This window comes from Pseudomonas fluorescens (assembly GCF_902497875.1).
Lineage (GTDB): Bacteria > Pseudomonadota > Gammaproteobacteria > Pseudomonadales > Pseudomonadaceae > Aquipseudomonas > Aquipseudomonas fluorescens_BR.
In genome coordinates, this window is sequence record NZ_CABVHY010000005.1 from 167,366 (window position 1) to 192,691 (window position 25,326).

Below are 25,326 nucleotides of genomic sequence, written 5' to 3' on the forward strand. Positions count from 1 at the left end.
CCAGGAATACCAATATGAAAGCCGATCTCACCCGCTCCACCGACAAGCAGGACCAGCACTACCGCGCCGTACGCATGCAGCAGGGGCGGGTGCAGCTGGATGCGGACTGGAACGAGCAGCAGGATATTCTCAATCGCCGGATCGAGACCGAAACCGTCGATACCCTCGGCCACAGTGGCGGGCCCTTGGCCAACCCGGGTTTCCTGCTGACCGGCAGCGGCAAGAACATCGGCATCGGCGTCGGCCGTTACTATGTCGAAGGCTTACTCTGCGAAAACCCCAGCCAGGTGACGGCGACCAGCCAGCCGCACTTACCGGGCAACGCCTCACCGGTGTTGCCGGCCAATGCCAGTCTGCTGCCATTGCCCCCGGCAAACGCACCGCAGCTTGGCGAGATCAAGGTCTACGACAACAACGCAGCGCCCATTGACCCTCCAGATGGGCTCTACCTTGGCTATCTCGAAGCCTGGCTGCGGCATATCACTGCCCTGGAAGATCCGCTTATCCGCGAAGTCGCCCTCGGTGGGCCGGACAGCGCGACCCGCGATCAACTGGTGTGGCAGGTCAAGCTGCTGCGTGCCGGTGACCTCGGCGCCAACCTGAACTGCCTGAGCGCGCTACCGGCCTGGACCGCCCTGACCACTGCCGCCGATGGCAAGCTGGCGGCCCGCGCCGAACCGAGCACACCGCCCAAGGATCCCTGCCTGCTGGCGCCGGAAGCGGGTTACCGACGCCTGGAAAACCGCTTGTATCGCGTCGAGATCCACGACGATGGCAGCGTTTCATCTGACCAGCGCTACAAATGGTCGCGTGACAACGGCAGTATCGAAACCCGCGTGACACGGTGGCTGGGCGAGCCGACGGCGGACCAGTTCGAGGTCGCCAGCATCGGCCGTGATGCCTACCTGGCGATCACTGCCGGCTGCTGGCTGGAGTTCTTCGACGATACCTTCGAACTGCTCGGCCGGCCGGGGACCCTGGTCCAGGTGCTCAAGACCGAAGGCAACCTGGTCACCCTCGATCTGGCCAGCGCCACCGGGCCGCTCGACAAGGCTCTGTTTTTGAACAACCCGCGTGTGCGGCGCTGGGAGGGTTGGGCGAAGATGGCCCCGGCGGCAGCCAATTCGAACAGCGGCTGGGTGACGCTGGAGGATGGCGTCGAGATCAAATTCATCCCCGGCAAATACCGCGTCGGTGATTTCTGGACCATTCCCGCACGTACCGCTACCGCCGATATCGAGTGGCCGATGGTGGCCAACAAACCCGCCTTCCAGGCGCCGCAGGGAGTGTTGCGCGCCTTCACCCGGCTGGCCTTGCTCAACTGCCAGGCCGGGGTCTGGAGCACGCTGTCCGACTGTCGCCAGCTGTTTCCCGCCCTGACCGAACTGACCAATCTCTATTACGTCGGTGGCGACGGCCAGGAGGTCATGCCCAATCCATTAGCCCCACAAAACCTGCCGTTGCCCAGCCCATTGGAAGTCGCGGTGTTCAATGGCCAGTTCCCGGTTGCCGGGGCCGAGGTCAGCTTCAGTGTCAGCCACGGCACGCTGCCCAACGGCACCGATAGTCAGATCATCGCCACCGGCGCGGACGGTATCGCCAGTGCTGCCTGGAGCCTGGCACCCAACGTGCTGAACCAGACCTGCACGGTGCAACTGCTCGAAGCCGGCCAGGTAGCGGCGGGCAAGTACAACGTCGTGCATTTTTCCGCCAGCCTGTCCGTGGCGACACAGGTTGCCTATGACCCGGCGAAGTGCGCCGACATGGCCGCCCAGGGCATTCATACCGTGCAGGACGCCCTCGACGCGCTCTGTCAAAAAACCCACGGCGGTGGCTGCTGCACCAGTGTCGGTGTCGGCGGTGAGTTCGAGAACCTCGACATCGCTCTCAAGGCGTTGCTCGAACAGGGCAAGCGCGACATCTGCCTGTGCCTGCTCCCCGGCGAGCACCGCCTGGCCGACAGCATCGACCAGGTCGCGCCGGAGGGCACCCATCTCTTCATCCACGGCAGCGGCCCCGCCAGCCGGCTAGTGCTGCGCAACCAAGAATTCAACTGTTTCGACTTCGCCTCCCTGACGTTTCTGGATTTCGACATCATCGTGCTGGGCGAGAACCAGTGCCTGCGTTTTCTAGGCTGTCAGCAAGTGCGCTTGCAGCGGATGCGCCTGTCGGGGCTGACGGTGCCCGGCATCAGCCTGGTGCAGATCGAAGACGCCCAGCGCATCGACCTGAGCGCCTGCCTGATCAATGCCTACTCGTTGAGTGGGCCGCAACACGCCCGGGATCTGCTGGATGCCATACCCTTGCTCGCCCCCCTGAAGAATGCGTTGAATGCAGACGAGGGCGAGCTTTTTGCGGCGATCCCGAGCAAGGTGCTCGACGTCCTGGCAGCGTACAGCGCGGCTCAGCGCAAGGCTTTCGGGCAACAGGTGGACCGCCTTCAGTTGGTCCTCAACACCCATGAACTGTTGGCCTTGTCGGCACTGCGCAGGGAAATCCAGACGGGGGCAAGCCAACGCCGGCTCGCACTCTCGCTGGATCGGTTGCGCACTGAGCTACTGCTTAACCGCACCGGCTTCGCCTTGGCCCTGGCTGATGCCGATGCCGACACCTTGCTGGCGGACAACCATATCAACGGCCGCGTGTCCTTGTACGGCGAGGCCAAGAGCGATGAAGCGCTGAACCTCGATCTGCTGAAGAATCTGGGCGTGGCGTTGAGCCGGGGCCGCGTCCGACTCAACCCCGGTAATGGCGAGCTACGCCTGCGCAATAACCGCTTACGCGAGTTGCGCCTGGGCGATGAGATGCTAGAGCGTTTGCGACAACTGGCCGGTGCACCCGACGGAGGTGTGCTTGAAGGCTGCTATCGCAGCCTGCTGGCGGACGCCAATACCCTGGTGGGCACGGAAAACCTGTTGCTGGCGTCGAATCTGGCCCTGAGCCAGAACCAGCTGAGTATCTTCGGTCAGATCGCCGCGTGTATCGCTTCCCAAGGCAAGTACATCGGCAACTTCACCCTTGAATCTGTCATCTACTTGCTGGGCCACAAGGCGAACCAACAGTTCGCCAATGCCGGGCTGATTTTCAGCGAGATGTAGCGAGGGGCAGATACAGGGGCGGATCTACGCCGAACACAAAATAGGGTCGATTCCTCAGGCTAGCCCTCTCCCAGGCCCACCCGGACCGCCGGACCGCCCAGAGGGGAGAAGGAACTGACATTGGCTGTTTGTGCCTCTTGTGCTCAGGCTCAAACAGTTGCAGGGCCTGACATGATTCTTCAAAGCCACACAAATCAAGCCCCCTTGTCATTGCAGAGCTGCGTTCGAAAATGGTTACGTGAATCTCGGCGAGAAAATCGGCGAATGGCCAACGTTTGGCCCCAGCGTACTGCCCCCACGTCGCCACGCCCCAACAACGGCGTTTGCCGGGAGAGCATGAGGAGGGCGAATACGACTGGACCCTACACATACTACCCAGATGATGGCTATTAGCCGTATTGACCACTTGTATAGTTCGCTGGCAAGGAATAGATTCAGTCATGAACTTTATTTCACCTAAATACACCCAAAATTGAAATGGATATCGTTCTGGCTTACACCCCATTGCTCGATCACAACGTTACCTTCTGACGTCAACGACCTCTATTTAGTCGTCGGCCAATATTTGGTCGCAAGACTTTGCGAAATGCTGCATCAATCCAGAGCGGTGAACGAATGCGAGTGATGATTCTGGATGATGACCCCTGGATAGCCGAACTGTTGAAACAGTTGGTCTTGAGCCTGCGCCCGCTTGCGCAAGTAGAGTGCTTTGGCAATGTTACCGATGCCTTGCAGGCCTGGCATCCGAGTACCTACCAGATGGTAATAGCCGACTGGAACCTACCGGATGCCAGTGGTGTAAGCCTGTTGCAGACGATTCGTGAGCAGGATCGGGAAACACCGCTGATTATGATCACCGGGCGTTCCGATCGAGACAGTGTCCTGACGGTAAGGCCTCTGGGGATCAGCGCTTTTTTTACCAAGCCGTTTCAGGTGTCGCGTGTCCTTGAATGCCTCAAAACGCTCCTTCCGCCAGATGCGCCTGTGCAACTGCCTCCGGTCATTGATCAGAGCCTGATCGACTATCTCAGTGGCTTGTCCTCCGACGAGTTGGACCTGCCTTTACTCGCTCAGGTAAAGGAAAGACTTCAGCTGGGATACGGGGGCGAACCGATGGACATTCGCGAACTCGTCCAGGATTGGCAGCATGACCCGGCGCTTTGCGCCCGTCTCATTGCGGTAGCCAACAGTGCTCTCTATAACGATGTTGGCCAACCCTGCACAAGTTTGATTGATGCCATTAAACGATTGGGAGAGCTTACCAGTGTGAATCTGGCATTGAGCCAGGCATTACGCCAGGCCAATACCCAAACGAACAAGCTGCTGATGACCCGCATGCAGTCCTATCTGGACAATGCCGAGCGCCTGGCTGACCAGGTTGCTTCCCTGGCTCGACTCTGCAATCTGGATCCCTTGCCCCTGCAGAGTGCGGCGTTGCTGCATCGGATAGGCGAGTTTTGTGTGCTGTTCCAAACCCAAAAGTGGGAGAACCGGGGAAACAGCGTGGGCGAAGAAGTGCTCAGTCATGCCCTGCGTGATTTTTCAGCCCCATTTGCCATCAACTTGAAAGCCTGCTGGGGACTTCCTTTGGCATTGCGTGAGTTGATAGGCGCGATCTATGCGTTGCCTCCCATGCAGGTACACCGTGAACAAGTGGTCATGCGTCTTGGGGCGGCCATGAATAATGGAGAGCCTGCAGCGGACCTCGAAAGACTGCAACGAATGGCGGGTCTGGCCTGAGGGTATTCGGGAATGCAGACCGGGCGTCCCGCTGCTGAAAAGCGGGTCCAGGATCTTTTGTTATTCAATGCAACGGATTTGCGAGGGGTGGGTGAGAAAACTTAAGTTCTTTGCATTGAACCGGGAAGTCTCCATCACCCTGGCGGTGGGGCTGGGGGCAAGCATTCTGGGGGGGTGGATCCTTGAACGCGTCAACCAACAACATGCTCAAGAAGCGATAGTAGCGGCTACCGAGCAGGCCGCAGAGTTGGTTCTGAATCGTCTCGATCTTTACCAGTACGGGTTGCGAGGCGCTCGTGGAACGGTTCTGACAGCCGGTGAACATGGCATCAGCCGCAAGGTTTTTGACCAATATCACAAAACCCGCGACCTCGCTTCCGAGTTCCCCGGTGCTAGTGCCTTGGGCTTTATCAGGCGTGTAGCGGAGCGCGATGAAGGCGAGTTTCTCAAGCACGCTCGGGCCGATGGCACAGCTGATTTCTCCCTTCGTCAGTTCTCGGCCCATTCAGGCGAGCGTTACGTTATCCAGTATGTCGAGCCGGTCGAGGGTAACCAACTTGCAATGGGCTTGGACATCGCTTCGGAAACATCGCGGCGAGAGGCTGCCCAATCCTCGATACAGAGCGGTTTGTCGCGGATCACCGGCCCTATCACTCTGATACAGCACACTGCGCAACCGCAGAAGTCTTTCCTGATATTTATGCCAATCTTTCGCGGCGGAGCGACTCCGGTGACCGCGACTGAACGAGAGGCAGCAGCTTTTGGCTGGAGCTTTGTCGTGTTGCAGACAGAGCAAGTACTCAGAAGCCTGCGCATAGAAAATGAGACGGTGCATCTGCGACTGAGGGATATCACTGTCCCTGGGCAAGAGAAGCTGTTTTACGAAAGCACCGATGACTCGCCGGGCCGTGAAACGCTGATGAGCCATCAGTTGGAACGCGAGGTATATGGGCGGCGATGGCAAATCGAGCTCGGCGCGCGTCCGTTGTTCATCCAGCACCTGCATCAGATTTCACCAACGTTCGTCCTGTTGATTGGTGGTTTGGTCACCCTGCTTCTGGCGACGCTGGCGGATGTCGTGGGTGTCAGTCGCCAACGCAGGCGGCAGATATTCGCCGAACAGGCAAAGCTGGCGGCGATTGTCGAAAGCTCGGCCGATGGAATTATCGGCAAGACGCTCGATGGCATCGTCACTAACTGGAACAAAGGAGCCGAACACCTTCTGGGCTATACCAGCGAGGAGGCCTTGGGCCAGACAATCGCAGAGCTGATTGTGCCCGAGGCGCTGGTCGCTGAGGAGGCAGGGATCCTTGTGCGTATCAGGGCGGGGGAGCGTATCTCCAGCTTCAATACCCAACGCCGTTGCAAGGGCGGTCGGCTGATTGAAGTCTCTGCCAGCGTCTCACCCATCTACGACGAGGGTGGGCGCGTTGTTGGAGCCTCCGAGACGCTAAGAGATTTCTCGGCGCAAAAAGCCGCAGAAGCTCGGATTCTCGAACTCAATTCCAACCTGGAGGAACAGGTTGCGCAGCGTACTGCCGAGTTGCGGCAGCTCAATCTGTTGTTGGGGACCGTGCTGCGCTCGGCCACCGAAGTCTCGATCATTGTGACGGATCTTTATGGCGTGATCCGTGTGTTCAACAAAGGCGCCGAGCATCTGTTGGGTTATGACGCCGATGAGTTACTGGGTAACGACACCCCGCTGCTCCTTCATGTACCCGAGGAAATTGCGGCTCGTGGCGTTGAACTGACCGAGAAGTACGGTCAGGCCATCGATGGTTTCCGTGTGTTTACCCATAAACCCGAGCTTGAAGGCGCAGAAACCCGGGAGTGGACTTACCTACGCAAGGACGGCTCGCGGTTTCCTGTCACGCTGGTGGTGACCTCGATGCTCGATGACGATGGAAAGTTGAGCGGTTACCTGGGCATCGCGGTAGATATCACCGAACGCAAGGCGGCAGAAAAGGAGCTGGCGGCCAGCCTTGAGACGACACAGAAACAACGAAGCGAACTGATAGCGGTGCACCATCAGTTGCTGATGGCTGCTGAAGTGGCCGAACTGGGTGTCTGGTCCTGGACGTTGGCTGACAATGCCTTGCAGTGGAATGACCGCATGTTCGAGATCTACGGGCAGCCACTGACGTTGCGCAATGAGGGGCTGAGCTATATACACTGGTACTCGCGTGTTCACCCCGACGATGCTGTGGCCGCGGCGCAAAAGCTGACTGCCGCAGTCGAGGGGGCGGGTGTGTTCGACACCATTTTCCGCGTCGTTCGTCCGGACGGTCAGATCCGCTTCATACAGGCTGGCGCGCAGATTGAGCGCGATCCGCGCGGTGCGGCTTTACGGGTGACGGGTATCAATCGGGACATAACTGCCCAACGCGAACTGGAGTCTTACCTGCTTTACGCCAAGGAGCAGGCCGATGCAGTGAGTGCCGCCAAGTCGGCCTTCCTGGCCAACATGAGCCATGAACTACGCACGCCGATGAACGCCGTGCTGGGTATGTTGCAGTTGGTGCAGAACACTGACCTGAATGGTCGCCAGCTCGATTATGTGACCAAGGCACGGAGCGCTGCGAAATCACTGCTGGGTTTGCTCAATGACGTCCTTGATTACTCCAAGATCGAGGCTGGCAAGTTGCAACTCTATGTGCACCCGTTCGAACTGGAACTGCTCATGCGTGACCTCGCCGTGGTGCTGGCAGGCAACCAGGGCCAGAAAGAGGTCGAGGTCATGTTCGACCTGGATTCCAGGCTGCCCAACGACCTGATAGGCGATAGCCTGCGCCTGCAACAGGTGCTGATCAACCTGGCGGGTAATGCCCTCAAGTTCACTATGGAAGGCCAGATCGTGGTCAGCGTCGAGCAACGGCTGCGCACGGACAACACTGTGAGCTTGCGCATCGCCGTTTCTGATACCGGTATCGGTATCAGCCCGGAGCAGATTTCGCACATTTTTGAAGGATTCACTCAGGCCGAGGCTTCAACCACCCGGCGCTTTGGTGGCACCGGCCTGGGCCTGGTGATCTGCAAGCGGTTGGTCACCTTGATGGGCGGCGAGCTGCAGGTGGAGAGTCAGCAGGGCGTCGGAAGTCGCTTCTGGTTCGATATCACCCTGGAGGTTGCGCCAACTTCGCTGCCGGGTCCTGACTGCTCTGGAGTCGATATCAGCGTACGGATACTGATAGTCGATGACCACGCCTTGGCGGGAGAATTTCTGCTACGAACCGTTCATGCATTGGGATGGCAGGCAGACCTCGTGAGTGGCGGCACGCAAGCGGGGGAATGGTTGAGCAATGCCCAGGCGCGAGGCGAAGCCTACGACGTGGTGCTGATGGACTGGCGGATGTCCGACCTGGATGGGCTGAGCGCTGCGCAATTGATCCGGCAGCAGGGCAACATTGCGCCGCCTCCAATGATCATGATGATCACTGCTTATGGTCGGGCAGTCCTGGCCGATGCCCAGCAGACGGGAGACGCTCCCTTCGTGGAGTTTCTCACCAAGCCTGTCACGCCCAGGCAGATAGCCGACGCTGTTCGGCGAGCCTGCAACGGCCAGGACCTTCGCCAGTCACTTGCGTCCGATTCAACGGTTGGCAGGCCGCCGCGCCTGGCCGGGCTGCGGCTATTGGTGGTGGAAGACAACATGCTCAACCGGCAGGTTGCCGATGAGTTGCTGACAGGGGAAGGCGCTCAGGTGACGCTGGCTGAAGGTGGACTGGAAGGTGTGAGCAGGGTGATGGCTGAGAAAGTGTCCTTCGACGCCGTGTTGATGGATATCCAGATGCCGGATATTGATGGCCTGGAGGCGACTCGGCGCATTCGATCGAATCCACGTTTTGCAGCGCTGCCGATTGTGGCGATGACCGCGAATGCTTCCAGTACCGACCGTGTGGCCAGTCTTGCGGCGGGGATGAACGAGCATGTCGGCAAACCGATAGACCTGGAAAAACTCGTCGCAACATTGCTGTTTCAAACCGGCCGCGAGGATAGCCAGGCCTCTCTGGTCCCGGGACTGACCACTACCGGCGAAGGCGTCATCGAGTCTCGGGCAGCGATCATCGAGCGCTTTGGCGGCAACCTCGATTTGATCCGCAACGTGCTGCGTAACTTTGGCCCCGAGCTGGAAAAACAGCTTGGCCGATTGCACGATCAGATCCAGCGGCAAGATGCAGCGGGGGCCGCTTCAGTGCTCCATGGCATTAAAGGCAGTAGCGGCACCATGGGGGCCAGGGAGGTATCGCTGCTGGCTGGCAACCTGGAGCACAGACTGAAGTTCGGCAATGCAGAATCTGTAGCGAGCTGCTTTGCCGACGCAACATGGTATGACGAATTGAGCAGGTTACTGCAACAAAGCCTTGAACAGCTGAATGTCGACTTTGGTCAGAGCCCGCCTGCCGATGGGTCGTGATGAGCGGCGGCAACGGGGAACCTCGAAGAGCTAACTGAATACAGGCTGCTTGCCATGCTGAAACGTATAAATACTACCGAGCTCTGCCTGGGTATGCACGTCAGTGAATTGTGTGGCTCCTGGATGGACCACCCCTTCTGGAGAGATCGATTCACCCTGACTAACGAACACGAACTGCAGCAGATCCTGCACTCTTCCATCACGCAGGTCTGGATCGACACGAGCAAGGGGCTCGATGTGCTTGAGGGGCATCCGAGCCTGTCGGTCGAAGAGGTCGAGCGCATAGCCGAGGTTCGTTTGGAGGCCGTTGTCGGAAAACAGCCACCATCCCATGTCAGCATGGAAGATGAAGTCGTGGCGGCATTCAGTATCTGTGCCCGGTCCAAGGCAGCGGTAGTGCAGATGTTCAGTCATGCGCGCATGGGGGCGGTGATCGAACAGGAGCAGATCGTCAGCCTGGTCGACGAGATTTCCGATTCGATTCTGCGTCACCCCAATGCCTTGATTAGCCTGGCACGTCTGAAGAATGCCGACGAGTACACCTACATGCATTCGGTGGCCGTGTGTGCGCTGATGATTGCCCTGGCGCGGCAACTGGGGCTTGGCGAAGAGCTGGTGCATGAAGCGGGTATCGCCGGGCTGCTGCATGACATCGGCAAGGTGACCATTTCCGACGACATTCTCAATAAACCCGGAAAGCTCACCAGTAACGAGTACGCAACGGTCTGCAATCACCCCGAGGCGGGTGCGGCGATCCTGGTCTCCTGCCAGCACGTCAGCGCCCTGGTGGTGGATGCGTGCCTGCATCACCACGAAAAAGTCGACGGCAGCGGCTACCCCAGGCATCTCGATGGCGAACGGATCAGTCTATTGGCGCGCATGGCGGCCGTCTGCGATGTCTATGATGCCATTACCTCGGATCGACCTTACAAACGCGGTTGGGGGCCGGCGGAATCCATCCACAAAATGGCGGAATGGCACGGTCATTTTGATGAAAAGGTATTCCAGGCCTTTGTCAGGACCGTCGGGATTTATCCGGTGGGGTCCCTGGTACGACTGGCAAGCGGGGCGCTGGGGGTGGTGATCGAACAACATGAAAAGTCGTTGTTGACGCCCAAAGTGAAGGTGTTTTTTTTAACCAAGGGGCGCACCCCGATTTCGCCGAAAGTGGTCGACCTGGCCAAGACTGCGGGCCTCGACAAGATTGTTGCCCGTGAGTCGCCCGAAGCCTGGGGGTTTCGCAACCTCGACGAGTTATGGGGAGGCAGGCGCTAGAGTGGGCTTACAGGCCCGATCACCTCTCAGCGCCCGGTGGTTTACTGTACTCGCCGCTCTCAAAAACGCTGCTGATACAATGTTTTCAGTTATCTGATGAAAGCTTGCAAATCATTGGTCAGCTTGTCGATCGCCAGTTTGAAATCCTTAGTGGTGATCTTCTGGCTGGCGTTTGACAGTGTGCTGCCAAAGACTTTGCGCACCACTTTGGCCACGGTCTGGTTGTTGCTGGCATCGATAAACTCGGCCTCGATGAACAGCGTGGTGTCCTGATCGCGATGGCCACTGACAGCGGAAACACCCCCCACCACGGCAGCGACCGGAACCACTTCATACCACCTCATGCCTTCGTTTTCGGCATTCACCCCGGTGATCGCCGCGCGCAAGATCAAGGTTTTTGAACCGGCCGGCGCTGATTTTGCGCTCGAGACAACCCGATACTTCTGGTCCAGCACGCCTTTGGCCTTGCTGGTCATGTAGTTCTGCAGCTCGTCCAGGGTTTGCCGGTTAACCCGCTCGTTGGGCTGTGGCGCCGGGTAGAGCTCCAGCTTGTTGAAAGCCACGGTGTTATAGGCATTTGCATTCCAGGACGGGCTCACCCAGCGCATGGCTGTTTCGCCGCTGGTGGTGGTGACCTGCTGCAAGTTGTTGTAGTTGGACAGGAAGCCGGAATACTGCTCACGCTCGGTGACTTTCGAGGTGCAACCGCCGAGCAGCAGGCTGGCCAGCGCAGCGCCAATAAACAGTTTTCGGGACAGATTCATAGTGGTGTGTGCTCCATGGATTAAGTCGTTTTACTCGGTAGCTGGGCATTCGAAACGCCAGGTCATGTTTCCGGTCACGGCTTGAATCCAGGCATTGTCGAACTGACCGGAAGTTCGCGTGCCTGATGTGGGTTTGGTCTGGTCCGCCGGCATGCCGCGGAGCCAGACCATGGCCCAGTTGACATTGATGTCAGTGACCTTGTTCAGAGCATAGGTGGCTCCGGCCGCAATGCGCCAGGATTCGCCCATGGGCACGGTAAAAGTTCGGTTGCCATCCGAAACGGCGCTGCTGTCGTACGCCACACCGACAGTCACGCACAGAGTGCGGCCAAGGACGGATAGTGTGAATAATTTCCAATACGGTACAGCGCTATATTCATACGCCGTAACAAGCGGCTATAACAATGAGCGCGAGAAAACAGACCAACTGAACGCAAAAGAAGGTAAACCGAACCGCCACGAAGGTATCGGTTTGCACATGGGATACGTGAACCAGAGACTGGCACACGCGCGCGATCAGGACGATGATGGATAAGTAGCTCACTGCAGGGCCGTCGACCCCAAGGGCAGAAATCACCAACACGATGGCGCCAAAGACCGGCAGATTTTCCACACAATTCGCGTGTGCTCTTGTCCCGCGCCGATACCAATCCTCGCCTTCGAGCTGATCGCTTCGGAAAGAGGCAATCGGAACATTCGAGAACAGGATTGCGACCCAGCGATACACCCCGACGGTTGCCATCAACAGCAGCAAAGTCCAGGTCGCAAATCCAAGCAACATCCACATCGGTATCGTCATGGCTGCCATCCTCGATCAATCGTTTTCAGCACGTCATCCCACAGCCGCGCGGCCGGCGCGTAGTCGGTCGCCCCTGTCGATCAATTGCTCATGATGGGCGCCAGTGCGGACTGAATCATGGACATCTGTGCGGGTGTTGTCATGCGCGTGAGCAGCCGGCCAAAGTGTGGATGTTGCACACCCGAAATAATGTATTGCCAGCGGTAGGCGCCCAGCACGCAGGCTTTGATTTGCGCTGTCTCATCGACACTGAACGATCGTGAGACATTTCGAATAAAGTAGTCGGCATCGGATGCCGATTGTGCCTGCAGGATTGCGTCGACGGCCGTCACCAGCGCAATCAGATCGTTCACTGCCTGGTCGCGTTCGGCTGGCGAGAGTTTCGCGTGTTCCGCCTTCCACTCCAGTTCATCGAGTACGACGTGCCGGCTTTCATCCTTCCAGTGAAATTTGAAGACATCCTTGAACAGTGGGCACAACTCCTCGCGCGGGGCGATGCTTTGCACGTAGTGCGCCTGAACAAACAGCTCGATATGACAGGTCAGCGCCAGCACCGACCAGGTGCTGGCCGCAAGTACCGCGCGCGCCACAGCGTTTGGATCGGCAACTTGCCGATATCCCGCTGGCAATTGCGAACCCATCATCGTCTCCATGCGCCGGAACAGCTCCTGGTGCTTGATCTCCTCGTTGGAAAAGCGCACCAGCGCTTCGAGTGCGAGCTGATCGTCAAACACATGGGCCCGACCTTGATCGAGCATTTTGGCACTGATAAAACGCTCGACCAGGCCAAAGATATACGCATAGGTTCGGCCCTGAATCTGACTGAGCAGGCGCGCCTCGTCCGCGGCGAGAAAGGTCAGGCGGTCGATCCTCGATAGTCCGTCAGGCAAGAATTTGCGCGAGAAGTCGAAGCTGCGGTCCTGTAGCAAATCGCGATCGATCTGCCATTCCGCTTTCTTCGATGATCTGACAAGTTGAGCATAACGGGCGGCGTTGCCCGAATCCGGGCCGGGTATGTTGGCAACGGTGTTCATATTGATCTCCTGCTTCCCTGGTCGAGTCGGGATAGGGCAATTACGGTTAACGTCGGAGCCAATGACCCTTGGTGAAGCGTCTGGGGATCGTCTCGATCACTGAGTCCACGTTGGTGCTAATCTAGGCCTCGCCCTTCAGGCGATGAATGCCCCGTGCGCCTGATTACATGCTCCGGACTCCGGAAAGGAGGGCTGGCAATTGTTGGATGCGCTTTCTGATGTCTTGCGTGTGATTCGGCTGTCTGGAGGGGTCTTCCTCGAGGCGGAATTCACTGCGCCCTGGTGCATCAACGGAAGAATCTCTGCAGACGATTGCAAACCGTTCCTGGCGGCACCTCGACATGTCATTGCGTCGCATTTTGTCGCCGCCGGAAACATGCAATTGCGTATCGACGGTGGTGCCGCCCTCGACGTGCGGGCAGGCGAACTCATTCTGCTTCCTCGCAATGACGTTCATACTTTTGGCAGTGATCTAAGCATTGCGCCCATGTCGGCGCGCGAAGTTATTCAACCGCCGGAAGTCGGCGGCATTTCACGAATCAAGTACGGTGGGGGCGGCGAGGCCACACAGTTATTGTGCGGATTCCTCGGCTCTGAAATACCCTTCAGTCCGTTGCTTTCGTCGCTGCCATCCTTATTGAAACTGGACGTACGCGCGACGCCTTCGGGCGCCTGGATTGAAAGCTCATTCCGTTTCGCTGTCAGTGAGATCGCGGCAGGACGCGTCGGCTCGGCAACGGTCATCGCCAAGCTCTCCGAATTGCTATTCGTCGAAGCCGTCAGCCAGTATGTCGCGAGCCTCCCCGCTGAGCGGCGCGGGTGGCTGGCGGGTTTGCGAGATCCGCATATCGGGCGCGCACTGGCGCTGCTCCATGCTCGTCCAACCGAGGGCTGGACTGCAGAAGCCCTGGCGCTTGAAGTGGGCATGTCGCGCTCGGTATTCGCCGAGCGATTCACGGCATTGGTCGGACAGCCACCGATGCAATACCTGACGCTCTGGCGTATGCACGTGGCGGCTCAACAGCTGCGCGAAGGTCGCGGTAATGTGGCGCAAATCGGCTTTGCGGTTGGCTACGAATCCGAAGCCGCGTTCAGCCGTGCATTCAAACGCCAGTTCGGCACATCACCCGGCACTTGGCGCAGACAATCAGCATGAGAAGTAGCAGCGTCCAGCAGATAGAAAGAATCGTCGATGGTGCCGATTTGGTTGCTGCGCCGAGCATTGTTGCGGTGCTCGTTTCAGCGGGAACTTCAGGGTAATGGCCAGGTCAATAGAGGCCCTGCATCGGTGATGATGGGGCAGTGACCAACCCCAGCCGAGCAGCGCTGGAGGCCTGTTTTACGACAGTGCCGTCCGAGATCAGCCGAGTCCTCCCCTGATGCCAACCAAGAGTTTTCTGCCGGGTCTTATCCTGGCGTTCTGCGCAGCCGCGTCGCTTTGCTCGGTTGGTGCCGAGCGAAGGGCTTCCGCGCAAAGTAACAACGCATCAATCACCCTGATGGAATCCGCCTCGCAGCAGTATGCAGATGGCCAGTTGGACCAAGCCGCTGCCACGCTGGAGCGTGCGCTGCATATCCAGCCGAACAATCCCGCGACGCTGCACTACCTGGGTGTGTTGCGTCTTCAGCAGGGGCAGTACCAGCAGGCTGAAGCGCTGGCGACGCGCTCCAACATGCGGGTTGGTCGCAACGTCGCGTTACGCAACCGCAACATCCAATTGATCCAGGCGGCGCAGAAGGCCCAGGCTTCGAGCACCCCACCCAACACTGAAGAGGATCGGGTTGCAGTACAGAAGGGTCTGGAAGCGGAAGCCGAAAGGCGCCGCGAGGCAGAAACTGCCGCTGCTAAACAATCCGCTGCGGACACTGAGCGCCACGCCGGCACCGTTGCTCGCGCAGAGGCGCAGTGGCTATCGGACTCGCCGGCGGGTGGCAGGCCACGTCCCGAAGGACAATTGCCAGTGGCTTCCGTCGAGCCAGAATCCGCGTCTGATGAGGTTGAGATTCCCCGCGGCCATTGGCCGCCTCCGGGTAAATGCCGAATCTGGTTTGCTGATCGCCCGCCGGGGCATCAGCCCGCACCCGGCAAGTGCAAGAAATTGCAAAAGCGGGTTCCGTTCGGGGCCTACCTGGTGCGCGGCTGAGTTCACGCAGGGACATCATAGGCCCCAAACTCAGTGACCCTCGATCAATTCCCCGAACAGTTCCCTGACCTTCGTACGTGCATTGATGAGTGCACCACGGCCTGCCTCGGTAATGTCATACACACGCCGCCCACGTCGCCCGGTACGTTCGGAGTGCGAGGATAAATAGCCCTTCTTTTCCAGACCATGCAGCATCGGATAAAGCGTCCCGGGGCTCATCTCGTACCCGTGGTGCCTCAGCTCTTCAATCAGACCCAGCCCAAAAACGGATTCCTTGGCGGCATGATGGAGGATGTGTAGGCGGATCAAGCCACAGTAGAGGTCTTTGTCGGTCATTTCTCACGCCTCACAACGCAACACTCAAAAACCACCCCGCGAGCCCGCTTCCAACGACGACCAGCCACGTCGGGAGTTTCCAGAACATCAGCGCAACGAGGGCGACCAGTGCCAAACCGAAGTCTTGAGGCTGGAAAATGGCACTCGTCCATACAGGCTGATAGAGCGCGGCCAACAGCAGACCGACTACCGCCGCATTCACTCCGGCCAGCGCGGCCTGTGTGCGCAAACTCTGGCGTAACCGTTCCCAGAAAGGCAAGGCGCCGAAAATCAACAAGAAGGACGGCGCGAAGATCGCCAGCAAGCAGATCATGCCGCCGATCCAGCCTGAAGGGGCGAGGCTCATCGACGCGCCGAGGAACGCGGCAAACGTGAACAAGGGGCCGGGTACGGCCTGCGCGGCGCCATACCCCGCAAGGAAGACTTCATTGCTAACCCAGCCGGAGGGTACTACCTCGGCTTGCAGCAGGGGCAGAACGACGTGACCACCACCGAATACCAGCGATCCGCTCCGGTAAAAGGCATCCACCATCGCCACGGTTGGATTGGGCAGCAGCTGGGTCAAGAGCGGCAGGCCAACCAGCAATATCAGAAACAGCGACAGCCAGATCGCCCCGGCGCGGGGGCTGATCGTAATCGGCAGTGGATCGTGCTCGGCACTCTGCTTGGGTTTGAACAACAGCAGGCCGGCAACACCCGCGGCGGCAATCACGCTGACCTGTCCCCAGGCGGACGGTTCAAGCAGGGCGACGCATGCAGCAATGGCCATGATGGTGACTCGCGGCACGTCCGCGCAAAGGTTTCGCGCCATGCCCCATACCGCTTGAGCAACCACCGCGACGGCCACCACTTTGAGGCCATGCAGTGCGCCGGATGAGATGGCACTGCCGTAATGGGAAATGCCCAGCGCAAACAGGATCAGGGCAATAGCTGAAGGCAGGGTAAATCCAGCCCACGCAGCCAGCGCCCCGCAATACCCCGCCCGAGACATACCCAGCGCGATGCCGACCTGGCTGCTGGCTGGCCCTGGCAAGAATTGGCAGAGCGCCACCAAATCCGCGTAGCTGCGCTCACTCAGCCACTGCCGTCGTGTGACAAACTCATTGCGGAAGTAGCCTAGGTGCGCAATCGGACCGCCGAAAGAGGTGAGCCCAAGGCGCATGAAGATGAGAAACACCGACCATGCGCTGCTGCGGTGATCGGCATGAGAGTCGGCCATGTAATCGCCTCTTGGTTCGAACAGGTGAATCAATAATCGAATTACGATAACGAACTTCGATTATTTAAAAAAGACACTCACGGGGGCTTGTCCTGATTCGCGCCTGTCGCGGCGCCTCCCTAACCAGGCATGCCCTTCTTCATACAACGCTGGGCTACTGATACTTGCGTTTGTTGTCACTCATTCTGAACCGTGACGTTCGCAGCGGCATCGCATGATGTTACCGTAATACTAACGACTGGCTTTATGCCATATCCGCCATATCCGCCATCTGCGCAGCACGGCATCCCACCAGGGATCAAAAAACCACTTAAAACATCAAGGCCCCTTATGAATACCCCTCAACCACAAAATCTAATCGTATTCATTGACGCCGACACCCTGATCGCAGGGCAGTCCCTGGCACTGAAATGGTGATCTCTAACCTGAGCGACAGCATCGCCTGGGCTGGCGTGGGCAGCTGGGTGACGTTGGACCGCGCCACCGATGCCACTGTCTCCAACACCACTTTTGAGGCGCTAAATGGCGGCAATGGCAATTGGAACGGCGCAACCCTGACCATCCACCGGGTCACGGGTGGCAGCGTCGATGGCACAAGCAGGGACCAGCTCCAGTTTATCGATAACGGCAGTTTTTCTTTGCAAGAGGGAAACGCCTACTCGGTCTATCCGACTCAATCGATTGCGACTGCCTACGCGGCTCAGCAGAACGCCACGGGGGCTTTGAACGACACAGCAAACGGAGGCTGGTTCGCCCGCTGGTCTTATACCTATGCAACTGGAACATTGACTATCCAGTTTGGCGCAGCTGCTTCGGGAGATGGGGACTTCAATCAGATTGCGAGCACGGCGCTGGTCCAGTCGGTGTTGCGGAGCATTTCCTACCGGAATGACACCCCCACAGGTGACACCACCATCCGTTTTTCTTTAAGCGACGGCGCTACCGCCACCAACGCTGACGTGACGGTGACCACTAATTACATTTACGTCACCAACACCACCGACACCGCCACAATTGACGTCAGCAATGGCATCAGCTTCAGCGAGGCGATTGCGATTGCAAATGCTCATGTCACTGGCTCCCAGACGCTGGTGCTGGACAGCACCCTGACCGGACAATCTATTTCAGCGTCAGATAACCCAGTCTTGTCGAAAAGCCTGAAGGTAGATGGCTATTCCGCCAGTGGTGCGTCGTTTGGCAGTGGCACAATGACCCTTGGGGCTGGCGTCAACCTCACGTTTAGCAACGGCAGCGGCAAAACGCTGGGCATGTACAGCGGTGGGGCCGTGGTGGCGGGTGAGGGTGGGCTGATCAAGGAAGGGGCTGGTCAACTCAAACTGTACGGCACCAACACCCATTCGGGGGGTACATCGATTTTAGGCGGCACGCTGCAGTTGCCGGATCAACTCGGGCTCGGCTCTGGGACGGTGACGTTAGACGGCGGAGGTCTGTCTTTCATGAGCAACCCCACCATCACCAACGCCATGGTCATCGGTACGGGTGGTGGCAGCATTGACGGTGGCGCCCCGGTCACGATTTCCGGCAACATCTCCGGGTCGGGCACCCTCACGCTCACTGGCGGCACCAAGACGCTGTCCGGCACCAACACCCACGCCGCCACCGTGGTGACATCGGGCGGGTTGACTTTGAGCGGCGGTGCGGCGATTGCGGATACCGGGTCCGTCACCGTTGCCAGCGGGGCCACCCTGACGCTGTCCAGTTCAGAAACGATTGGCTCGCTGGCAGGTGCGGGTACGGTGGCGCTGGGCGCCAACACACTGACCACGGGCGCGAACAACACCAGCACAACCCTCTCCGGGGCTATCAGCGGCAGCGGCGCGCTGGCCAAGACAGGCTCCGGCATACTGTCGCTGTCGGGCTTCAACACCTACACCGGGGCCACAACGGTGTCGGCCGGTGGACTGACGCTGCAAGGCGGCAACAGCATCGCCGATACCGGCGCGGTAATGGTCGCCAGCCATGCAACCCTGACCCTGGCTAGCGGAGCCGAAACCATCGGTTCGCTGGCTGGCGCCGGTAACGTCGTATTGGGCTACAAGCTGACGACAGGCGGCGACAACAGCTCCACCACCTTCTCCGGCGTGATCTCCGGCATCGGCAACGGCCTTACCAAGACCGGCTCCGGGACGCTGACCCTGACCGGGCACAACACCTATACCGGGTCCACTACGGTATCAAACGGCACCCTGGCGCTGACCGACCTCACGTCCATCTCCAATTCCTCAGCCGTTACGGTGTCCACGAACGGTACGCTGATGCTGGGTTCGGACAGTTCCATTGGTTCGCTGGCAGGAGCCGGTTCGGTGACGCTGGGTGCCAACACGCTGAATGTGGGTAACAGCAATGCCACCGACTTTTCTGGTGTTATCAGCGGCACCGGTCACTTGCTTAAACAAGGTAGCGGCACGCTGACACTCTCGGCTACCGACACATACACCGGCGCCACGTTCGTGAATGTTGGCACGCTGCTGGTCAATGGTGCGCTGGCCAACAGCAGTTCGGTCACCGTGGCCAGCGGCGCCACGCTGGGCGGCAGCGGCAGCATCGGCACGGGCAGCACCAGCGGCGCCGTCACGGTACAGTCGGGCGGCACGCTGGCTGCGGGTAACGGCGTGGGCACGCTGACCCTGCACAACGGCCTGACGGTGGCCGCAGGCGGTACCATTGCCGCCCAGATCAATGGCAACACCGCTGGCACCGGCTATGACCAGATCAAGGTGTATGGCGCGGTCAACCTCACGGGCGCCAATTTGTCCATCAACCTGAGCAACTTCACGCCCGCTGTGAACGACAGCTTTGTTTTGATCAGCAACGATGGTACGGATGCGATCACCGGCACCGTCACGATTGGCAACACCATGCTCATCGAGGGCGGCACCTTCAGCCAGGGTGGCAAGATTTATCAGGTGAGCTACAAAGGTGGCGACGGCAACGATCTGGTGCTGATGGCTACGATCCCGAACACCGCCCCCACCCTCACCGGCGTTCCCAATACCGCGCAAGCCGTGACCGTGGGCGTAGCCGCCGCTTTGGCTGACTTCACCGTGGCCGACACGGAGCAAGGCACCACCAACCTGAGTGTGACCCTGACCGCCAGCAACGGCACGATCAACGGCGTGACCGACACGGATAACGTTACTGCCGGCATCCAGCTCAGCGGCACGGCTGCAGCCATCAACACCGCCCTGGCGGCGGCCACCTTCACCGCCACCGCCGCCGGGGCCGCCAGCATCGGCATCAGCGTCAGCGATGGCGCAGTGAGCACGCCTGCCAACTACAGCCTGAACGCCAACGTTGCGCCAGCCCCGACCCCAGTTCTGGACAAAGACGGCGTCCCCGACGCCCAGGAAAATTCGGCCCCCGGCCTTACTCCTGCAAACGGCGGGGCCGCGGTGGCCGGCGATGGCAACGGCGACGGCATTGCCGACAGCCAGCAAGCCGCGGTCGCCTCGGTGGCCTTCCTGAGCACGCCGACTTCGCAAAGCAACCCCGCCAGCGCAACACCGGTGTATGTCACACTGGTTGCCGGCGCGGTCGAGGGCAAGGCTGGCGCTAGCAGCGCCACGCTCAACAACGTGCATCAGCTCGACGCGCCAGCCAACCTGCCTGCCGACCTCAAGCTGCCCATGGGCTTGATCTCCTTCAGTTCGACCGTAGGCGTAAGCAGTGTGGCCGGTGTGGGCGTGACCGAGACCTTCAGCCTGTACGTCGACCCCAGCGTGGGTGCCAACGCTTACTTTAAACAAAATGCAGCGGGCACCTGGGTCAACCTGGCCAGCAGCGAATACGGCGGCAAGGTTGTCTCAGAGGGCGGCAAGACCCGGCTGGACTTTTCCATCACCGACGGTGGTCAATTTGATGATGACCACACCATCAATGGCGTCATCACCGACCCCGGTGGTGTGGGCTTCAGCGTGGCCGTCACCAAAGACGCCGACCATGACCAGTTTCCAGATGCGCTGGAAGCCGCCAACGGCCTCACGGTGGGCGTCATGGACAACAACGTCTTCACCAGCAGCAAGCTCTTTGCCATGCAGATGTACCGCGACATCCTGTACCGCGAGGGTGAAGGCGCCGGTGTTCAGTACTGGCAGGGTCGCCTTGACGCCGGCGTATCACACGCCGAAGTGGCGACCAGTTTCCTTGACTCAACCGAACTTCAAGGCGGCACTGGCGCCATTGCCCGCCTGTATTTTGGTTCCCTGAATCGTCTGCCGGATGCGCCGGGCATGAGCTACTGGATGGACAAGCAGCAACTTGGCACCCCCTTAAGCCAGATTGCTGCCGCCTTTGCCGCCAGTCCTGAATTCACACTCAAGTACGCCGGACTGGACAACCCCGCCTTTATCGAGTCCCAATACCAAAGTGTGCTGGGGCGCAGCGCAACTGTTCAGGAGCAAACGCAGTGGGCCACCCAGTTGGTCGCTGACGCCAGCAGGGGAGTCGTGCTGCTGGGCCTGACGGAGTCAGCTGAGTACAAGGCGGCCAGTGAGACCAAGCTGAGCGTGGCGATGAACTACCTGGGCTTGTTGGGCCGCCCGGCCGAGCAGGCGGGCTTTGATTACTGGGTTAACCAGCAAAACACGGGAGTGTCTGAGATCACGGTGGTGGGTAGCTTTATTGCCAGCCAGGAGTTCCATGACCGCTTTCTGCCATAAGCGGTTTATAGGGCGCTGATGCAGTTTTGCCTTTGGGTGACCAGCCGTAGCCACCGTTTTGTGGCCATGGCTGGATGCGCGGCATCCAAACCACTGGTGCGACACCGCAATTACGGGTCGTCACGAACAATGTGCATGAATTCAGCCGCGTTGCAGGAATGTCTTACGACGAGTTGGCTCACCGAGGAAGCTGAAATTATTATGCCTTGACGCACCCAGGCCCAAGTATCGACTCTACCCAGCCCATGAAACCATGGGGTAACGACGAGCGCTGTAGCGATCATTGGGCCGACGCCGCGCAGCTGTTGAAGACGGACGGCGGACGGCTCGCTTGTCGCGATCGCAGTGATCTCGCCGTCGAGTTTGCATATCCGGCAACCCTATACACAAAGCAAGCTGCCAACAGCGACATGCCTCAACCCCGCAAAACCCTCAAAGCAACCGTTCAATGGCAGAATCTCCTGAACTTGATCGTTTTGGAGACCACCATGCTTGGCGCATTTGAACGAAGGCTCGACCCCTTTCCGCCTGACGAGGTACCACCGCCACCCGAGGGCCTGGCTCGGTTCCTGTGGGCGTGCACACGGGGCGCTCGCGGCTATATTCTTGCGTTTGCGCTGCTGAGTGCCGGTGTGTCGATCTACGAAGCCTGGCTGTTTTCTTTCCTCGGTCAGGTCGTGGATCTACTCTCGACCTGGAAGGCAGGCGGTGATGCGGCTGCGCAGGAAACTCGCGTGTTGTGGGGCATGGGCATCGTAATGGCGACCAGTGTCGCACTGGTGGCGTTGCGCACCATGGTGCAGCACCAGATATTGGCGATCAACCTACCGTTGCGGCTGCGTTGGGACTTCCACCGTTTGATGCTACGGCAAAGCCTTTCGTTTTTTTCCGATGAGTTTTCCGGCAGGGTCACCACCAAGGTGATGCAGACTGCGCTGGCCGTGCGCGACGTGCTGTTTACCCTTATTGAGATCGCACCCGGAATCGGGGTGTATTTCATCGCGATCATTGCGCTGGCCGGCGGCTTCGCACTGAAACTGATGCTGCCTTTCATTGCCTGGATCCTGTTGTTCGGGCTAGCCATGCTCTACTTCGTACCCCGCTTGGGGAAAGTGGGGCAGGAACAGGCTAATGCACGCTCCTCGATGACCGGACGTATCTCAGACGCCTATACCAACATCACGACAGTGAAGCTGTTCTCCCATTCCAATCGTGAAGCGCACTTCGCGCGTGCAGCCATGGAGGATTTCAAGCAGACCGGCTTTCGCCAGATGCGCCTCGTAAGCCAGTTCGAGATCGTCAACCAGGCATTGGTGGTGGCCTTGATCATGGCAGCAGGTGGTTATGCCCTGTGGCTATGGCACCAGGGTGAGGTCGGCGCAGGTGCCGTGGCGGCAATCACCGCCATGGCGTTGCGTATCAATGGCATGTCGCACTGGATCATGTGGCAAATGACCTCGCTGTTCGAGAGCATCGGCACCGTGCAGGATGGCATGGCAACACTGACCCGCGGCCCCAAGGTGCAGGATGCGCCGGACGCGGGTGTGCTGGTGACCTCCGGCGGGGCGGTAACATTCGACAATGTCAGCTTCAACTACAACGGCGAACGCCAGGTGCTCGATGGCCTGAGCCTGAACATTCGCCCGGGCGAAAAAATCGGTCTGGTTGGTCGCTCTGGCGCCGGTAAATCCACGCTGATCAACCTGCTGCTGCGCTTTTACGACGTCGACAACGGGGAGATTCGCATTGACGGGCAAGACATCGCGCACGTAACGCAAGACAGCTTGCGCAGCGCCATCGGCATGGTCACCCAGGATACTTCCCTACTGCACCGTTCCATTCGCGACAATATCGCCTACGGCCGCCCTGATGCGAGCGACGCGCAAATCCGCAGTGCCGCGGCCAGTGCTCAGGCCGATGAGTTCATCAGCCAACTGAGTGACCGACAAGGCCACTCCGGCTACGACACCTTGGTAGGCGAGCGCGGCATCAAGCTTTCGGGCGGCCAGCGCCAGCGCGTCGCGATTGCCCGAGTGATGCTCAAGAACGCCCCGATCCTGCTACTTGACGAGGCTACCAGCGCGCTGGATTCGGAAGTCGAAGTGGCTATTCAGGAAAGCCTCGATGAAATGATGCAGGGCAAGACCGTGATCGCTATCGCCCATAGGCTGTCCACGATTGCGGCAATGGATCGACTTATTGTCATGGATGACGGACGCATCATCGAACAGGGCACCCACACCGAATTGCTCGCAAAGAACGGCATCTATGCGCGGCTGTGGCACCACCAGAGTGGCGGGTTTCTGGGCGAGGATCGGGGGGTGGCCGAGGGTATGGATCAGGTATGAGCGTGAACGGCCCCCGGGGGCTGCGAGCGGCTGCTTTGGGTCGGACAGCGACGGTCTAGCATCGACCGTCGCAGTGGGTGGTCAGACTTCCGTCTGTTCCGCCATTTCCAGGGCGTCATCGGAAACAAGAAGTCCTCACTGCGGAGGTGGGCCTGATGCATCCAAGCCCCGGGAAAACAGTGTGAGGGCCCGCGAGATCCATGAGGGCTCCATGAGGGCAATGGTCATTACCCTCTGCGCTCCTTAAACAAACTGGCTGCCACCGCTAACGCTTTTGGGGTACTGAATGCAGGTTATCGCTAAGTGCCCATCAGGTTTCTACACTTCGAGCACCTTGATTGATCGAATGTGGAGAATGGAACAATGCGTTTACGTGACCTAGGCATCACTATTGGTTTGGGCAACCCGGGCATTCACAACGCCATCACCGATGTGCCAGGTGTGCGGGTCGGTCATCACACGCTCAATGTCGAGTCGGGCGAAACCTCCATCCATACCGGCGTTACCGTTATCGAGCCGCGAGCGGTCGCGGCGCATCTGGAACCCTGCTTTGCCGGGATCCATGTGTTGAACGGCAATGGCGATGCCACGGGCCTGGAGTGGATTCGCGAAGCGGGCTTGCTGACCACGCCAATCGCTTACACCAACACCCATAGCGTCGGTGTGGTGCGGGACGCGCTGGTGGCTGCCGAACGGGAGATGGCAAAGCTCCACACCTATTGGTGCATGCCGGTGGTCCTGGAAACCTACGACGGCGTATTGAGTGACATTTGGGGTCAACATGTCACCGCCGAGCATGTCCAGGCGGCTTTGGCCGCTGCGCGTTCCGGACCGGTGCAAGAGGGCTGTGTCGGCGGTGGCACGGGTATGATCTGCCACGAATTCAAGGGGGGCATCGGTACGTCCTCGCGAGTGCTGAGTGCCGAGCAGGGTGGCTGGACCGTGGGCGCTTTGGTGCAAGCCAACTATGGCGTGCGCGGTGCGCTGCGTGTGGCGGGTTATCCGGTAGGCGGGGTTCTGGATGACGTGCCATCACCATTTGAAGGTGCCGCGAACGTCGGTGAGCCGGGTATGGGGTCGATCGTGATTACCATTGCCACCGATGCTCCCTTGCTGCCGCATCAGTGCACACGCCTGGCGCAGCGCGCAAGCGTTGGCCTGGCACGGGTCGGCGGTGGCACGGAAGACTCCAGCGGCGATATCTTCATCGCGTTTTCGGTAGGCAATCGCGGTTTGCCGATAGCCAATCATGGCTGTCCGGGCGAGCCGACGACCGCCTTGCAGATGGTCAACAACGACTATATTTCGGCGCTGTTCGTGGCGGCCGCCGACGCGGTCGAGGAGGCGATCCTCAATGCAATGCTTGGCGCCAGCGACCTTGAAGGGTGTGGCAATCGAGCATTGGCGCTCAAACCCGAGCAACTCTTGTCGGCCATGCGCAAAGTCGGCTGGCAGCCCCGGATGAGTTGATCCGCT

14 protein-coding genes and 1 pseudogene are annotated in these 25,326 nt (G+C 59.4%); 9 read left to right on the plus strand and 6 right to left on the minus strand.

The annotated features are described in order from the left end of the window. Positions 1–14: 14 nt before the first annotated feature. The 4 genes from F8N85_RS06610 to F8N85_RS06625 all read left to right on the plus strand — a co-directional run bounded on the left by F8N85_RS06610 (position 15) and on the right by F8N85_RS06625 (position 10,527). Entirely contained in the window at positions 15–3,098 is a 3,084-nt protein-coding gene (locus F8N85_RS06610) for an Ig-like domain-containing protein (RefSeq protein WP_150802852.1), read from the plus strand. Positions 3,099–3,722: 624 nt separating this feature from the next. After that, the gene (locus F8N85_RS06615) at positions 3,723–4,838 is read left to right on the plus strand and encodes an HDOD domain-containing protein (protein WP_224795656.1); all 1,116 of its coding nucleotides are present in this window, start codon (positions 3,723–3,725) and stop codon (positions 4,836–4,838) included. A gap of 91 nt (positions 4,839–4,929) precedes the next feature. Continuing rightward, complete coding sequence (locus F8N85_RS06620) at positions 4,930–9,252, plus strand: PAS domain S-box protein (protein ID WP_150802854.1); 4,323 nt, start codon at positions 4,930–4,932, stop codon at positions 9,250–9,252. Positions 9,253–9,306: 54 nt separating this feature from the next. Continuing rightward, entirely contained in the window at positions 9,307–10,527 is a 1,221-nt protein-coding gene (locus tag F8N85_RS06625) for an HD-GYP domain-containing protein (RefSeq protein WP_150802855.1), read from the plus strand. Between the two features lie 89 nt (positions 10,528–10,616). Here the strand turns inward: F8N85_RS06625 and F8N85_RS06630 are convergent, their stop codons facing one another. The 4 genes and pseudogenes from F8N85_RS06630 to F8N85_RS06645 all read right to left on the minus strand — a co-directional run bounded on the left by F8N85_RS06630 (position 10,617) and on the right by F8N85_RS06645 (position 13,124). Further along, positions 10,617–11,291, minus strand: a complete 675-nt coding sequence (locus tag F8N85_RS06630; protein WP_150802856.1) for a DUF3313 domain-containing protein — start codon at positions 11,289–11,291, stop codon at positions 10,617–10,619. A 30-nt stretch (positions 11,292–11,321) separates the two neighbouring features. Further along, positions 11,322–11,600, minus strand: a pseudogene (locus F8N85_RS06635) (outer membrane protein transport protein); the annotation flags it as partial. 67 nt (positions 11,601–11,667) lie between these two features. Then, a complete protein-coding gene (locus tag F8N85_RS06640; RefSeq protein ID WP_150802857.1) occupies positions 11,668–12,090 on the minus strand; it encodes an MAPEG family protein in 423 nt (140 codons plus the stop codon). A gap of 80 nt (positions 12,091–12,170) precedes the next feature. After that, positions 12,171–13,124 carry a diiron oxygenase gene (locus F8N85_RS06645; protein WP_150802858.1) on the minus strand — a complete coding sequence of 318 codons (954 nt, stop codon included), beginning with the start codon at positions 13,122–13,124 and terminating at the stop codon, positions 12,171–12,173. A gap of 199 nt (positions 13,125–13,323) precedes the next feature. On the opposite strand from F8N85_RS06645, the gene F8N85_RS06650 reads away from it, so the two are divergent. Further along, a complete protein-coding gene (locus F8N85_RS06650; protein ID WP_150802859.1) occupies positions 13,324–14,280 on the plus strand; it encodes an AraC family transcriptional regulator in 957 nt (318 codons plus the stop codon). Positions 14,281–14,503: 223 nt separating this feature from the next. Beyond that, the gene (locus F8N85_RS06660; RefSeq protein ID WP_150802860.1) at positions 14,504–15,268 is read left to right on the plus strand and encodes a tetratricopeptide repeat protein; all 765 of its coding nucleotides are present in this window, start codon (positions 14,504–14,506) and stop codon (positions 15,266–15,268) included. A 30-nt stretch (positions 15,269–15,298) separates the two neighbouring features. Here F8N85_RS06660 and F8N85_RS06665 read toward each other — a convergent pair whose 3' ends face one another. Both F8N85_RS06665 and chrA read right to left on the minus strand, forming a co-directional pair. Then, complete coding sequence (locus tag F8N85_RS06665) at positions 15,299–15,604, minus strand: PadR family transcriptional regulator (RefSeq protein WP_150802861.1); 306 nt, start codon at positions 15,602–15,604, stop codon at positions 15,299–15,301. A gap of 10 nt (positions 15,605–15,614) precedes the next feature. Continuing rightward, positions 15,615–16,823: a chromate efflux transporter gene (gene chrA, locus F8N85_RS06670; RefSeq protein ID WP_150802862.1), complete on the minus strand. Its 1,209-nt coding sequence runs from the start codon at positions 16,821–16,823 to the stop codon at positions 15,615–15,617. 410 nt (positions 16,824–17,233) lie between these two features. Between chrA and F8N85_RS06675 the strand changes: the two genes are divergently transcribed. The 3 genes from F8N85_RS06675 to F8N85_RS06690 all read left to right on the plus strand — a co-directional run bounded on the left by F8N85_RS06675 (position 17,234) and on the right by F8N85_RS06690 (position 25,320). Then, positions 17,234–21,502 (plus strand): DUF4214 domain-containing protein, encoded by a 4,269-nt coding sequence (locus F8N85_RS06675; protein ID WP_150802863.1) that lies wholly within the window; start codon positions 17,234–17,236, stop codon positions 21,500–21,502. Between the two features lie 488 nt (positions 21,503–21,990). Then, positions 21,991–23,850 (plus strand): ABC transporter ATP-binding protein, encoded by a 1,860-nt coding sequence (locus F8N85_RS06685; protein ID WP_150802864.1) that lies wholly within the window; start codon positions 21,991–21,993, stop codon positions 23,848–23,850. A gap of 363 nt (positions 23,851–24,213) precedes the next feature. Then, entirely contained in the window at positions 24,214–25,320 is a 1,107-nt protein-coding gene (locus tag F8N85_RS06690; RefSeq protein ID WP_150802865.1) for a P1 family peptidase, read from the plus strand. Positions 25,321–25,326 lie beyond the last annotated feature (6 nt).

Excerpts from the sequence above, each read along its gene's own strand:
- F8N85_RS06610 (WP_150802852.1), top strand. The coding sequence starts at position 15 with ATGAAAGCCGATCTCACCCGCTCCACCGACAAGCAGGACCAGCACTAC.
- F8N85_RS06615 (WP_224795656.1), top strand. The coding sequence starts at position 3,723 with ATGATTCTGGATGATGACCCCTGGATAGCCGAACTGTTGAAACAGTTG.
- F8N85_RS06625 (WP_150802855.1), top strand. The coding sequence starts at position 9,307 with ATGCTGAAACGTATAAATACTACCGAGCTCTGCCTGGGTATGCACGTC.
- F8N85_RS06630 (WP_150802856.1), bottom strand. The coding sequence starts at position 11,291 with ATGAATCTGTCCCGAAAACTGTTTATTGGCGCTGCGCTGGCCAGCCTG.
- F8N85_RS06640 (WP_150802857.1), bottom strand. The coding sequence starts at position 12,090 with ATGACGATACCGATGTGGATGTTGCTTGGATTTGCGACCTGGACTTTG.
- F8N85_RS06645 (WP_150802858.1), bottom strand. The coding sequence starts at position 13,124 with ATGAACACCGTTGCCAACATACCCGGCCCGGATTCGGGCAACGCCGCC.
- F8N85_RS06660 (WP_150802860.1), top strand. The coding sequence starts at position 14,504 with ATGCCAACCAAGAGTTTTCTGCCGGGTCTTATCCTGGCGTTCTGCGCA.
- F8N85_RS06665 (WP_150802861.1), bottom strand. The coding sequence starts at position 15,604 with ATGACCGACAAAGACCTCTACTGTGGCTTGATCCGCCTACACATCCTC.
- chrA (WP_150802862.1), bottom strand. The coding sequence starts at position 16,823 with ATGGCCGACTCTCATGCCGATCACCGCAGCAGCGCATGGTCGGTGTTT.
- F8N85_RS06675 (WP_150802863.1), top strand. The coding sequence starts at position 17,234 with ATGGTGATCTCTAACCTGAGCGACAGCATCGCCTGGGCTGGCGTGGGC.
- F8N85_RS06685 (WP_150802864.1), top strand. The coding sequence starts at position 21,991 with ATGCTTGGCGCATTTGAACGAAGGCTCGACCCCTTTCCGCCTGACGAG.
- F8N85_RS06690 (WP_150802865.1), top strand. The coding sequence starts at position 24,214 with ATGCGTTTACGTGACCTAGGCATCACTATTGGTTTGGGCAACCCGGGC.